The sequence below is a fragment of the Rhodococcus sp. IEGM 1307 genome (assembly GCF_030056915.1).
In the GTDB taxonomy this organism is placed as follows: domain Bacteria; phylum Actinomycetota; class Actinomycetes; order Mycobacteriales; family Mycobacteriaceae; genus Rhodococcus_F; species Rhodococcus_F opacus_D.
On the sequence record NZ_JASHKW010000009.1, the window covers coordinates 296,377 to 308,835 of the forward strand.

At 66.5% G+C, this 12,459-nt stretch carries 11 protein-coding genes; 4 read left to right on the plus strand and 7 right to left on the minus strand.

Going from position 1 to position 12,459, the window contains the following annotated elements; genetic code table 11:
- Positions 1-61 precede the first annotated feature (61 nt).
- The 5 genes from dnaB to rpsF all read right to left on the minus strand — a co-directional run bounded on the left by dnaB (position 62) and on the right by rpsF (position 4,908).
- Positions 62-2,704 (minus strand): replicative DNA helicase, encoded by a 2,643-nt coding sequence (dnaB, locus tag QM841_RS20090; RefSeq protein WP_283333281.1) that lies wholly within the window; start codon positions 2,702-2,704, stop codon positions 62-64.
- 575 nt (positions 2,705-3,279) lie between these two features.
- Positions 3,280-3,735: a 50S ribosomal protein L9 gene (gene rplI / locus QM841_RS20095; RefSeq protein ID WP_009476433.1), complete on the minus strand. Its 456-nt coding sequence runs from the start codon at positions 3,733-3,735 to the stop codon at positions 3,280-3,282.
- A 17-nt stretch (positions 3,736-3,752) separates the two neighbouring features.
- Positions 3,753-3,995, minus strand: coding sequence for a 30S ribosomal protein S18 (gene rpsR, locus QM841_RS20100; protein WP_005249686.1), 243 nt, complete (start codon positions 3,993-3,995; stop codon positions 3,753-3,755).
- A 38-nt stretch (positions 3,996-4,033) separates the two neighbouring features.
- Complete coding sequence (locus QM841_RS20105) at positions 4,034-4,555, minus strand: single-stranded DNA-binding protein (protein WP_005249678.1); 522 nt, start codon at positions 4,553-4,555, stop codon at positions 4,034-4,036.
- Between the two features lie 65 nt (positions 4,556-4,620).
- Positions 4,621-4,908 carry a 30S ribosomal protein S6 gene (gene rpsF, locus QM841_RS20110; protein ID WP_005249677.1) on the minus strand — a complete coding sequence of 96 codons (288 nt, stop codon included), beginning with the start codon at positions 4,906-4,908 and terminating at the stop codon, positions 4,621-4,623.
- 161 nt (positions 4,909-5,069) lie between these two features.
- On the opposite strand from rpsF, the gene QM841_RS20115 reads away from it, so the two are divergent.
- From QM841_RS20115 to QM841_RS20125, 3 genes are all read left to right on the plus strand, one after another.
- Positions 5,070-5,291 carry a hypervirulence associated TUDOR domain-containing protein gene (locus QM841_RS20115; protein WP_283333357.1) on the plus strand — a complete coding sequence of 74 codons (222 nt, stop codon included), beginning with the start codon at positions 5,070-5,072 and terminating at the stop codon, positions 5,289-5,291.
- A gap of 61 nt (positions 5,292-5,352) precedes the next feature.
- On the plus strand, positions 5,353-6,714 hold the full coding sequence (locus QM841_RS20120; RefSeq protein ID WP_283333282.1) for a glycosyltransferase family 87 protein: 1,362 nt from the start codon (positions 5,353-5,355) through the stop codon (positions 6,712-6,714).
- Complete coding sequence (locus QM841_RS20125; protein ID WP_283333283.1) at positions 6,711-7,295, plus strand: GNAT family N-acetyltransferase; 585 nt, start codon at positions 6,711-6,713, stop codon at positions 7,293-7,295. Before QM841_RS20120 ends, QM841_RS20125 begins: the two co-directional genes overlap by 4 nt.
- A 20-nt stretch (positions 7,296-7,315) precedes the next feature.
- Here QM841_RS20125 and QM841_RS20130 read toward each other — a convergent pair whose 3' ends face one another.
- Both QM841_RS20130 and QM841_RS20135 read right to left on the minus strand, forming a co-directional pair.
- Positions 7,316-8,260: an alpha/beta hydrolase gene (locus QM841_RS20130; protein WP_283333284.1), complete on the minus strand. Its 945-nt coding sequence runs from the start codon at positions 8,258-8,260 to the stop codon at positions 7,316-7,318.
- Between the two features lie 28 nt (positions 8,261-8,288).
- On the minus strand, positions 8,289-9,935 hold the full coding sequence (locus tag QM841_RS20135) for a flavin-containing monooxygenase (RefSeq protein WP_283333285.1): 1,647 nt from the start codon (positions 9,933-9,935) through the stop codon (positions 8,289-8,291).
- A gap of 222 nt (positions 9,936-10,157) precedes the next feature.
- On the opposite strand from QM841_RS20135, the gene QM841_RS20140 reads away from it, so the two are divergent.
- Positions 10,158-12,449 (plus strand): ATP-binding protein, encoded by a 2,292-nt coding sequence (locus QM841_RS20140; protein WP_283333286.1) that lies wholly within the window; start codon positions 10,158-10,160, stop codon positions 12,447-12,449.
- The last annotated feature ends 10 nt before the right edge of the window (positions 12,450-12,459 follow it).

Genomic DNA, 12,459 nt, shown 5'->3' on the forward strand with positions numbered 1-12,459 from the left:
GAGGGAGCGGCGGCGGCAGCAAGCAGGCGAGCTGCTGCTGTTATCGTCGGCGGCGGCGGTACTAGCCCCGCGCCATGTCGACGAACTTGGATAGGTGAAGCTGGTGCGCCACGGTGATCGTCGCTGTCGGGCCGTTACGGTGCTTGCCGAGGATGAGGTCGGCCTCGCCGCCGCGGGGGTCGTCGCGTTCGGTGGCGTCGGGGCGGTAGAGCAGGATTACCATGTCGGCGTCCTGCTCGAGCGATCCCGACTCACGAAGGTCGGCGACCTGGGGGCGCTTGTCCTGTCGCTGTTCGGGACCACGGTTCAGCTGGCAGATCGCGACCACGGGAACCTCGAGTTCCTTCGCCAAAAGCTTGAGGCTACGGGAGAACTCGGAGACTTCCTGCTGACGTGACTCGACCTTCTTACCCGAGCTCATCAGCTGCAGGTAGTCGATCACGATGAGCTTGATGTCGTGTTTCTGCTTGAGCCGCCGGGCCTTTGCGCGGATCTCCATCATCGTGAGGTTGGGGGAGTCGTCGATGAACAGCGGCGCTTCACTGATCTCACTCATACGTCGAGCGAGCTTCGTCCAGTCGTCGTCGGTCATCTTGCCGGAGCGCATGTCACCGAGCTTGATCTTCGCCTCCGCCGACAGCAGTCGCATGACGATCTCGGTCTTGCTCATCTCGAGCGAGAACATGACGCTGGCCATACCGTGCTTCACCGAGCACGAGCGCAGGAAGTCCATTCCCAGCGTGGAGTTGTGGGTGGGCACCATCGCGCGACCCGCAAGGTACAGGTGGTCGGCGTTGTCGACCTCGACGCAACGCACGGGGACGCTGTCGACCTTGCGCACGTCGGTGATGAATCGCGAATCAGAACGGACGGTGCTGCTACTTGCGCGACGCTCCTTGTGAAGCAGAGCCTTCCGTGGGAGTCCGAAAACTTCGTCATCGGTTGCGAATGTCAGGGTGTAGGCAGTCGACGACGCCTCCGTGCGACCGCGCACCTTCTTTGTGCTCATCTGGCAGCGGTAGCCGAGGCTGACGATCAGCTCCTGCGCGTCACGCACCAAACGCTCACTCGTAACGGAGAATTGCACGGAACCACCGGCCGTCACAGTGCCGTCGGTATCCAGCAAACCAGCAAGAACCCAGCGGCGCTGCAGCTCAGATCCGCGCAGGTACTGGACGGGAATGTGCTTGTTACCCAACACCCCGAGGGTCCGAAGTCGCGCCTGTAGGGTGCCCACCTCGTTCCGGCAGGTCTGGCAGAGCCTCAAGCCGATCGAAGGCCCGCCGCAATGTGCACAGGTCGGAGCCGGCACCGGATCCGACATGAAACGCGCCTTGCCGCCGCAAGACTGACCACAGGTGCGCACCTGGCTCGTGAACGGCACGAACGATTCTCCGCACACCACGCAGTCGCGGGGAGCGGTCGGAGCCTCAGGTGCCAACTGCAAGCTGTATCGCAATTTCGCAGTCGTCGACGGAACCGCGACCAAGCCTTCCGCCTCGATCAGCATGATGATCTCGGGGTCGGCACACGTGATCTGAGCAGCCGCCGAAGTGCCGTCACCGAGCCACGCTCCGAGCGCGTACGGAGGCACCAGCAGGTCCTGTGCAGGCAACTCGAGCGGTTTCGCATTGGTGACCGAATGATTCACGCGCGCATCCACGGTAGAGCAGCGGAGTGTGGCGGCGATTTCGGTAGTTGTGCGGACTTCCGCGAACGTGCCCTGGTTCTTGTATCGGTTGTAGCCGGTGGCGGCCTGCTGCGCGGACCGCCGAGATGCCCGCGTCTCCGTCAACCACTGATGCTGCTCGTCGGCGACGAGGACGGTGCCGTCGGAGAACTCGACCTCGTAGCAGGGCCGGCCGACCATGATGTCGGTGGCGGCGACGACGCGGGTGGGCTTGCCGTCGGCGTCGATGAGGTGGTCGCCGACCTGGACGTCGCCCATGGTGGTCCAGCCGGTGGGTGTGGCCAGGGGAGTGTCGAGGGCGAGCGCCTTACCGACACCGGGTCGGGCCGCGACGATGATCATCTGGCCGGGGTGGAGGCCGTTGGTGATCTCGTCGAGTTCGACGAAGCCGGTGGGCACACCGAGGGAGATGCCGCCGCGGCTGGCGATGGAGTCGATCTCGTCCATCGTGGGCTGCAGGAGCTCCTCGAGGGGGACGAAGTCCTCGGTGGTGCGGCGTTCGGTGACCTCGAAGATCTCGGCCTGCGCGCGGTCGACGACCTCGGCGACGTCCTGACCGTCGGCGCCGGTGTAGCCGTACTGGACGATGCGGGTGCCGGCGTCGACGAGGCGACGCAGGATGGCCTTCTCCGCCACGATCTCGGCGTAGTAGCCGGCGTTGGCGGCGGTGGGGACGGTCTGGGTGAGCGTCACCAGATAGGGCGCTCCACCGATCCGACGGAGCTCGCCCCGGCGATCCAGCTCCGCGGACACCGTGACCGGGTCGGCGGGCTCACCGCGGCTGTAGAGGTCCAGGATCACGTCGTACACCGACTGGTGTGCGGGACGGTAGAAGTCGCCGGGACGGAGCACCTCGAGCACGTCCGCGATGGCGTCCTTGCTGAGGAGCATGCCGCCGAGCACCGACTGCTCCGCCGCCATGTCCTGAGGTGGCTGCCGGCCGAACTCTTCGCCGGGCTCCGCGTCAGGCGGACCCGGGTATTCGGAACGGCCCCGATCGTCTACTACAGCCACTCGACCGACCTTCCCCATCACTGTTGCGCCACCCCGGGAAATACTTCCCGGTGTTGGTGCCCCGAACTCTTTGTACTCGCCCCTACCGACAACCTTCGCAGGCTCTTCGCGGCAGCCGGCGTCGTGATCGCGAGACACGCCGGGACGACGTTAGGGATTAGCTACCCGGTGTTCAAACCAGCCTGTGTACACAGCTGGGGACAAATTGTGGAAACTGCTGGGTACGTTTGTTAACCCCATGGGGATAACCTGAGGATAAGTGCACATCACAATCCCAAAAACCCAGATCAGAGCCGTTTTTTGGTTTCTCACCACTGTGGATGAAAACCCGTTCGGCGTGTCTTTCGCGTTGACGACTCGGGCGTGTTGAGTTGGTCGCCCCTGCGTGGCAATATGATTCACCTCACAGATCGTCGGCGGGGCGGCTAACTTCCAGACACAGCTGGAAGCCGCTCCTCTGCGTGCTTCACACCAGTGAAAACGGGTTCGAGAGGGCGGCTGCGAGCCGGAATCGACAAGCACAGACCCCCCCACACGCCGAGGCGTCCGGGGGGGCCTGTGAGTGAACGAGTCGACTAGGCGCCGACGACGTTCAGGTGGAACTTCGCAACCACGTCGGGGTGCAGGTTCACGACGATGGCGTGCTTGCCGGTCGCCTTGATGTGAGCCTTCGGCAGCTCCAGATTGCGCTTGTCGACGACGGGTCCACCGGCGGCCTTGATGGCACCGGCGACATCGGCGGCGGTAACCGAACCGAAGAGCTTGCCCGAGTCACCGGCGGTCTTGACCGACAGCGAGATGTTCTCGAGGCCCTCGATGGCGTCCTTGAGCTCCTTGGCGTGGTCGAGTCCGCGCACGGCGCGAGCTTCCTGCGCACGACGGATGCCCTCGACCTGCTTCTCGGCGCCACGGGTGGCGACGATGGCCAGGCCGCGGGGCAGCAGGTAGTTGCGGCCGTAGCCGTCCTTGACCTCGACGGTGTCGCCAGGCGCACCGAGGTTGTCCACGTCAGCGGTGAGGATGAGCTTCATGTCTTTCCTCCCTTTCCTTAGCGAGCCACGGTGGCGTAAGGCAGCAACGCCACCTCACGTGAGTTCTTGACGGCAATGGCAACGTCGCGCTGGTGCTGGACGCAGTTGCCGGTGACACGGCGCGCGCGGATCTTGCCGCGGTCGCTGACGTACTTACGCAGAAGCGTCGTGTCCTTGTAGTTGATCTGCGTGTTCTTCTCTTTGCAGAAGATGCAGATCTTCTTCTTCATTACCTTGTCGCGCAAGGGCGGCTTCGGCATTAGTTTGCTCTTTTCTGGATGTTCCGATCAGGTACGGATCAGAACGGGGGTTCGTCGCTCCCGCCACCAGAGCCTCCGAAGGAGCCGGACGCCTGCGGCGCGCTGCCCCACGGATCATCTCCGCCGGTGTTGGATTGCGGACGTCCGCCGCCCGATCCGCCGGAGGAACCGAAGCCACCGCCGCTGCCGCCACCACGGTTGGCCTTGTTGACCTTGGCCGTGGCGTACCTCAGCGAGGGGCCGATCTCGTCGACCTCGAGCTCGACGACAGTGCGCTTTTCACCTTCACGAGTTTCGTACGAACGCTGCTTGAGCCGGCCGCTCACGATCACTCGCGAGCCACGGGTCAAGCTCTCCGCGACGTTCTCGGCTGCCTCGCGCCAGATGTTGCAACGCAGAAACAGTGCTTCGCCGTCTTTCCATTCATTGGTCTGACGGTCGAAGGTGCGGGGCGTGGACGCGACAGTGAAGTTCGCGACCGCGGCACCCGCGGGGGTGAATCGAAGCTCCGGATCAGCCGTCAAGTTTCCGATGACGGTGATGACGGTGTCGCCTGCCATATGGTTCCTCCTGCAGAATGTGGAGTTCGGTTGGGCACGAGCCTAGGGCTGGTGACCGACAGAAATCACTTGTTGTGGCGCAGAACCTTCGTACGCAGCACCGACTCGTTCAGACCGAGCTGACGGTCGAGCTCTGCGACGGTGGCGGGAGTAGCGCTGATGTCGATCACCGCGTAGATGCCTTCGCTGTGCTTCAGGATCTCGTAGGCGAGACGACGCTTACCCCAGACATCGACCTTGTCGATCTTGCCGCCGTCCTGGCGAACAACATTGAGGAACGTATCCAGCGAAGGAGCAACAGTGCGCTCGTCCAGGCTGGGGTCAAGGATGACCATCAATTCGTAATGACGCATAAGACCTCATCACCTCCTATGGACTAGTGAAAACGGCCACGGACTGTCCGTGGCAGGAGGGTCGTTGCGTCAGCAACCTTTGCAGGTTACACGACGAGCCCCTGACCAGCGAAATCAGGCAAGCCGGTGTGACACCGGGAACCGCGGGGTACGCCGACACGATGGCAGAGGACAAGAAATTCCGACAGGGCGACGAGGTGGAGTGGAACACCCACGGCACCACCACGTCGGGGACGGTCGAGGAGAAGATCACCGAGGACGCCGAGGCGGCGGGCCGCACGGTGCGGGCGTCCGAGGACGACCCGCAGTACCGCGTCGTCAGCGACAAGAGCGGGCGGGACGCCGTCCACAGACCCGACGCCCTGCGCCGGCCGAGCGACTGACCTCCGCACCCGCGGCGTTTCCGCTTCGCACGTGGAGGCCCGCGCACCCTAATGTGGATTCATGCATATCGGAGCTCGGCAGCGGTCGCCGATCACGGCGCTCGTCGTCGGGTTGGCGGGCCTCTCCATGCTCGCCGGCTACCTGCAGAAGGCGCGGTGCGCCGGGGCTCCGTTCGACGGCGTCGGGCGAAGCCTGATCTTCGACCGCATCAAGGACACACAGGTCTGCTACTCCGATATCCAGTTCCTGTGGCTCGGACGCGACGTCAACCTGCACGTTTTTCCGTACGTCACCGGGGGAATCAACGCCGACGGCATCCTCACCGGCGGCACCGTGGAGTACCCGGTGCTGAGCGGTGTGCTGATGTGGCTCGGCGGCATCGGTTCACACACCGACGCCGACTTCCTGCTGCACTCGGCGCTGATCCTCGCCCCGTTCGGCCTGCTCACGGCGTGGATGCTGGGACGGCTGGCCGGCTGGTGGGCGCTGCTCTGGTCGGCCACTCCGCCGCTGGTGCTGTATGCCTTCCACAACTGGGAACTGCCCGTGGTCGCGACGTCGGTGGCCGCGATCTTCGTCATGACACTCGAACGGATCCCCCTCCGCGCCCGTGCTGTCCTCGCGGCGGTGCTCCTCGCCGTCGGCTTCTGCCTGAAGGTGTATCCGGGTGCGTTCGTGCTTCCGCTGATCGCCTACGTCCTCACTCGGAACGGCACCGCCGGGCGGCGTTACGACGTGCGCGGCGCGGTGATGGTCGCGGTGGCCGCGATCACCACCGTCGTGGCGGTGAACCTGCCGTTCGCCCTCATCTCCTACAGCGGGTGGCGGGCGTCGTTCACGTTCCAGGAGAACCGTCAGGCCGACCTCACCACCAACTCCATCTGGTACTGGGGCCTGCGGCCGCTGTTCGGTCCGGTCGCCGACGACGTCCCGCTCCCCGCGTACGACCAGACGGTGAGTCTGCTGTCGCCGCTCCTCGTGTGCGCGGCGTTCGCGATCGCCCTGCGTCTCGGCTGGCTGCGGTTCCAACGCGACGGCGCCTACCCGTGGATCGCCGTCAGCGCCGCCATGCTCTGCGGATTCCTGCTGCTGCACAAGGTGCATTCGCCGCAGTACACGTTGTGGCTCATCCCGTTCTTCGTCCTGCTGCGCGTCCCGTGGGGGCTCGTCGCGGCGTATCTGGTGGCCGACCTGTCGATGGGGATCGGCGTCTTCAAATACTTCGGCGCGCTCGCCGCCCAGACCGACGCGTCGACGTTCGAGGTTCTCGTGAAGTTCGGGGTCTGGGGCCGCGCGGGACTGCTGGTGGTGCTGTTCTTCGTGTTCCTGCGCGCCGCCCAACGACATCCGCCCGTCCGCGGGCGCACCGGTCCCGATTCCGGCCGGCGGCCGGTGCTGAAATCTCCCGAGCCGGTGCGATGAGCGAATCCTGGTTCGCGCACCCCACACTGACCGGACGGCACGTCCGACTCGAACCGCTGGGCGAGGACCACGTCGACGGCCTGCTGGACGCCGCCGACGACCCCCGCATCTTCCACTGGACGTCCGCCGCCATCGCCGATCGCGACGACGCGGTGGCGTTCGTCCGCACCGCCGACGAGGATCCGACCCGCCTCGCGTACGCGCAGATCGACATCACCACCGAGCGGATCGTCGGCTCGACGTCGCTGTATCTGATCGACCCGAAGAACCGCAGCCTCGCGATCGGGCACACCTGGCTGTCCCGTTCCGCGCAGGGCACGCTCATCAATCCGGAGGCGAAACTGCTGTTGCTGCGGCGGGCGTTCGAAGACCTCGGCGCGGTCCGCGTCGAATGGCACACCGACGAACGCAACGCCCACTCCCGCGGCGCCATCGCGAAGCTGGGGGCCGAGTTCGAGGGAATCCTTCGCAAGCACCGACGTCGCCGCGACGGAACGTGGCGCAACACCGCACTGTTCTCGATGATCGACGAGGAGTGGCCGCGCATCTGCCCCCGACTCGAGGCACGAGTCGAGGGCTGACACGGTCGGGTCACGTCACGTCACGCGACGGGTGCGGTGGCTGTCACTCTCTTCACGAACTCGACTACCGCCGAGCGCATTTCGGCACTGCGCGGAACCGCCCCGGACATCCAGAACGCGCCGTGCATCAGCCCGTCGAAGCGGATCGCCTCGGTGTCGACCCCCGCCTGCCGCAACGACTCGGCGTATGCCTCCGCCTCGTCGCGGGCCACCTCGTTCTCGGTGGTGAGCACGAGGGCCGGCGGCAACCCCTCGAGACCGCCGGCGCGACTCGGAACCGCGTACGGGTGCTTCGCATCCTCGGGGGAGGACAGGTAGTTGCTCCAGAACCAGTCGAGGTCCCCGGCGCCGATCACGTACCCCTCGGCGAACTCCGTCTTGGACGGGAGGTCCGCGTTCGGATCGATCACCGGGTAGATCAGCACCTGCCCCCGCAGGCGCGGTCCGCCCTCGTCCCGGGCCCGCAGCGCGGTGACGGCGGCCAGGTTGCCGCCGGCGCTGTCACCCATGACGACGACGTTGCCGGGGTCACCGCCGTAACTTTCGACGTTGTCGGCCACCCACTGCAGGGCGGCGGACGCGTCGTCGGCGGCGGCCGGGAACCGGTGTTCCGGCGCGCGGCGGTACGTCGCGGCGACGACGATCACGCCCGCGCCGTTCGCGACCGCCCGCGCCGGTTCGTCGACGACGTCGATGTCGCCGGCGACGAACCCGCCGCCGTGGAAGTACAGAACCACCGGGTGCGGCGCCCGGCCCTCCGGCACGTAGACCCGCAGCGCGATCTGCGCTCCGCCGCTCTCGTAGTGCGCTTCTTCCACCCGGGCGACGGGTTCGGGCGGCGCCTGCAGTCCGGTGAACGTCGCCACCACCGCCCGCGCCTCCTCCACGGTGCTGTGCTCGAAAGCCTTCAGCCCCTGCGCCTGTAGTCCGGCGATCAATTCTGCTGCGTGTGCGTCGAGTGCCATGTCGGTCTCCTTCGTAGGGGGTTTGGGGTCAGGACACGGTGGAGGCCACGCGGGCCTCCGCCCGGGAGAGTGCAAAACCGGAGTAGCCGCCTGCCACCACCTCGTCACACGTCGCCCGGTAGGTGGGGGCGCCGCCGAGGTAGACCATGCAGGCACGAGGCTTGCCGGGAATGTTCGCGCCCATGTACCACGAGTTCGTCTCCGGCAGCAGGGTCTGGTTGGCGATGTCGTTGGTCAAGGCACCCCAATCGCTTTCGGCCTGCGCGGTGGGCTCGATGACGTCGAGGTCGCGGCGGTCCAGGTAATCGATCGCGTCGGTCGCGAAGTCGACGTGGTCCTCGATTGCGAGGGGCATGTTGTAGAGCACCGACGGCGACTGCGGTCCGGTGATGAGGAACAGGTTCGGGAACTCGTTGACCATGATGCCGAGGTAGGTCTTGGGTCCGTGCTCCCACTTCTCGGCCAGCGGCAGACCGCCGCGACCGCGAATGTCCATGGCCATCAGCGGACCGGTCATCGCGTCGAATCCGGTTGCGAGGACGATGGTGTCGACCTCGTAGGTGCGGTCACCGACCCGGACTCCGGTTTCGGTGATCTCGTCGATCGGCGTGGACTTCACGTCGACGACGCTCACCGAGTCGCGGTTGAACGCCTCGTAGTAGTTGGTCTCGAGCGGGGGACGCTTGGTGCCGTACGCGTAGCCCGTCGGCGCCAGCGTCGCGGCCTTCTCCGGATCCTGCACGCGCTCGTGGATCCGGTCCCGGATGTAGTCGGCGATCGTGTCGTTGGCCTTCTTGTCGAACAGGATGTCCTGGTAGGAGTCGATGAACAACCGGAACCCGCCGGCGTTCCAGCGCTCGTCGAACGTGCGGCGGCGCTCCTCGGCATCGACGGCGAGCGCGGACGGCTGCACCTGAGTGAACGGGACGCCGAGGAAGTGGTTGCGGGCCGCGTTCCGCACGTCCGCATAGTTGCTCTTGATATCCGCCACCTCGTTCGGGTCGATCGGACCGTTGCCGAGGGGGGTCGCGAAGTTGGGGGTGCGCTGGAAGACCACCAGTTCGGCGGCGTCCTCGGCGATGAACGGGATGGCCTGAATGCCGCTGGCCCCGGTCCCGATCACGGCCACCCGCTTGCCGGTGAAGTCGGCGCCCGCACGCGGCCAGTTTCCGGTGAGCAGCACCTCGCCGCGGAAGTTGTCGATACCGCCGAACTCCGGCGTCTTCGGCACCGACAGGTTGCCTGCCCCCGAGATGAAGTACCGGCTGCGCACGACGGCGCCGTCGTCGGTGCGGACCGTCCACACCGAGTTCTCGTCGTCCCAGTGCACGCCGACCACGCGGGTGTCGAACGTGATGTCTTTGCGCAGGTCGAAGCGGTCGGCGACGTGTTCGAGGTAGCGGAGGATCTCCGGCTGTCCGGCGAACTTCTCACTCCACTGCCATTCCTGCTGCAGGTCCTCGTCGAACGAGTACGAGTAGTGGACGCTCTCGATGTCGCAGCGGGCACCGGGGTACCGGTTCCAGAACCAGGTGCCGCCGACGTCCGAGCCGGCTTCGAACACCCGCGTCGACAGCTTCATCGTGTCGCGCAGCTTGCGCAGCGCGTAGAGGCCGGCGAATCCGGCACCCACGACGACGACATCGACGTCGGCAGAAGAAATGGGCTTTGACATGGTGTTGAGCTCCTCGAGGCGATGGGTTCCGGCCGGAGTCGAGCGGGCAACCGGGGTATGCCAACGACAATGACCCACGTCACATCACCCCCACACCGGGTAAAACACCCCCTCGGTTACCTGTGTTGTCCGTCACATTCGATGGGGGTAGGTTTCGTTCCACACCTGGCCACCGGACACGGGAGAAATCCACTGACTCGCTCGAGAGAACTCACGAGGTCGATGACCAGCTTCGTCGGCCGGCGCCGCGAGATCGAGGAAGCCCGCGCACGACTGCAGCAATCCCGGCTCGTGTCGCTGCTCGGTGCCGGCGGCGTGGGCAAGACGCGGCTGGCCGAGGAACTCGCGGTCCGCTCCGCGCGTGCCTTCCGCGATTCCGTCCGGTGGATCGACCTCGCGCCCGTCCGCGATCCCGCCGCGCTGCCCTCCGCGGCCGCGGCCGCCCTCGGCGTCACCGACCAGTCGAGCCGTGCGGTGATGGACAAGGTGATCGACCAACTGCAGTCCCGGCACATGCTGGTCGTCCTCGACAACTGCGAGCACCTACTGTCCGCGGCAAGCGAATTCGTCGGTGCCGTCCTCGCCTCGGCGCCGGAGGTCCGGATCCTCACCACGAGTCGCGAACCGCTCGGGATCGCCGGCGAATTCACGTACCTCCTTCCGCCACTGAGCACTCCGGGTGACATCGAGGACTGCCGCGCCGCGGACATCGCCCCGTTCGAATCGGTGTCGTTGCTCGTCGAGCGCGCGCAGGGCGTCGTCGCCGACTTCCGCCTCACCGACGCGAACGCCCCCGCCATCGCGCAGCTGTGCAATCAGCTCGACGGGATCCCGCTCGCCATCGAACTCGCCGCGGCCCGGCTGCGGTCGCTGTCCGCGTCGCAGCTCGTCGAACGACTCGACCAGCGTTTCGCACTCCTCACCGGCGGTGACCGGGCGGCGATGCCCCGCCAGCAGACGCTGCGCGCCCTCATCGACTGGAGTTACGAACTGTGCTCGGACACCGAGCGGCTGCTGTGGTCGCGGCTCGCCGTGTTCCCCGGAAGCTTCGATCTCGAAGCCGCGGAAGCCATCAGCGGGTTCGGTGCGTTGTCGGACTCGCCGGTCATCGACGTCCTCGACCGCCTGGTCGGAAAATGTCTTGTCACCGTGGACCGTTCGACCGAGCGTCTCCGCTACTCGCAGCTGATGACGGTGCGGGAGTACGGGCACGAGCTCCTCGAGCTGAGCGGGGAGCGCGACGAGCTGTACCGGCGACATCTCGAGCATTATTCGGAGCGTGCCCGCCGGTCGTCGCTCGACTGGTGCGGGCCAGGACAATCCGAGATCCTCGCGGAACTGCGGATCGACCACCCCAACCTCGTGGCCGCCCTGGACTGGGCGCTGCACGACGACTCGCAGCGGGCGGCGGCCGCGGAACTGGCCGTCTCGCTGCGGTACCACTGGATCGCGGGCGGCAACCTGTCCGACGGGAGGACCCGGCTCGAGCGGATACTGCTACGGCTCACCGAACCCACCCGGGAACGGGGCGACGTGCTGTGGGTGACCGCGTGGACCGCGCTGATCCAGGGCGACCGCGACGCCGCGCGCGAGCACCTCGACGAGTGCACGGCGATCGCGACCGCGCTCGGTGACGAACGACTGCGCGCGCACGCCGACCACTGGGCGGGGATCCACGCCGTGTTCTCCGGCCGCCCCGACGACGCCATCGGACTGTTCCGTGATGCCATTGCCGTTCACCGCGCCGTCGGCGACACGGCCTCGGTGCTGACCGCATCGTTCGAGATGGGCATGGCGCAGACTTACGACGGGCGACTCGACGACGCCCTCGAGACGTGCCGCGACGTGATCGCGGTGGCGGACGTGCACGGCGAGAAGTGGAACAAGGCCTACGCCCTGTGGGTTTCGAGCGTCGCGTACTTTCACCTGGGCCGGGGCGACGATGCCGTCGACGCTGCCCAGCAGGCACTGCGGATCCAGCGCGACTTCAAGGACAAGATCTGCACGGCCCTGTCTATCGAGGTGCTGTCGTGGGTGGCCACGTCGAGCGGTGACGCGAACGCGGCGGCGAGGCTGTGCGGCGCCGCGAAGGGTGTGTGGCATCGGCTGGGCACGTCCGTCGCGGCGTTCGGCCCGCACATCACCGACGACTCCCTCTCGTCGGAGCGCACCGCGGCCCGCATCGTGGGACCGGACGAGTTCGCCCAGCTCGCAACGCCTGCGGTCCGGCTCACGATCGAGGAGGCCGTCGACCTCGCACTGGGAACCCCCACCGAGCACAGGGCACCTCGCGCCGAGGCGTCACCGCTCACCAAACGGGAACAGGAAATCGCCGGCCTGCTCGCCCAGGGCCTCAGCAATCGGCAGATAGCCGAGTCGTTGGTGATCTCGCGGCGCACCGTCGACGGACACGTCGAGCACATCTTCGACAAGCTGGCCGTCAGCTCCCGCACGCAGGTGGCGGCGTGGGTCGCCGCCCGGGCTCATCCGCCCGCCGTGGAGACCGGCCGATAACCGGACCGTT

Coding starts and splice junctions, on each gene's coding strand:
- QM841_RS20120 (WP_283333282.1), top strand. CDS start 5,353: ATGCATATCGGAGCTCGGCAGCGGTCGCCGATCACGGCGCTCGTCGTC.
- QM841_RS20135 (WP_283333285.1), bottom strand. CDS start 9,935: ATGTCAAAGCCCATTTCTTCTGCCGACGTCGATGTCGTCGTCGTGGGT.
- QM841_RS20105 (WP_005249678.1), bottom strand. CDS start 4,555: ATGGCAGGCGACACCGTCATCACCGTCATCGGAAACTTGACGGCTGAT.
- QM841_RS20140 (WP_283333286.1), top strand. CDS start 10,158: ATGACCAGCTTCGTCGGCCGGCGCCGCGAGATCGAGGAAGCCCGCGCA.
- QM841_RS20115 (WP_283333357.1), top strand. CDS start 5,070: ATGGCAGAGGACAAGAAATTCCGACAGGGCGACGAGGTGGAGTGGAAC.
- QM841_RS20130 (WP_283333284.1), bottom strand. CDS start 8,260: ATGGCACTCGACGCACACGCAGCAGAATTGATCGCCGGACTACAGGCG.
- rplI (WP_009476433.1), bottom strand. CDS start 3,735: ATGAAGCTCATCCTCACCGCTGACGTGGACAACCTCGGTGCGCCTGGC.
- QM841_RS20125 (WP_283333283.1), top strand. CDS start 6,711: ATGAGCGAATCCTGGTTCGCGCACCCCACACTGACCGGACGGCACGTC.
- rpsR (WP_005249686.1), bottom strand. CDS start 3,995: ATGCCGAAGCCGCCCTTGCGCGACAAGGTAATGAAGAAGAAGATCTGC.
- rpsF (WP_005249677.1), bottom strand. CDS start 4,908: ATGCGTCATTACGAATTGATGGTCATCCTTGACCCCAGCCTGGACGAG.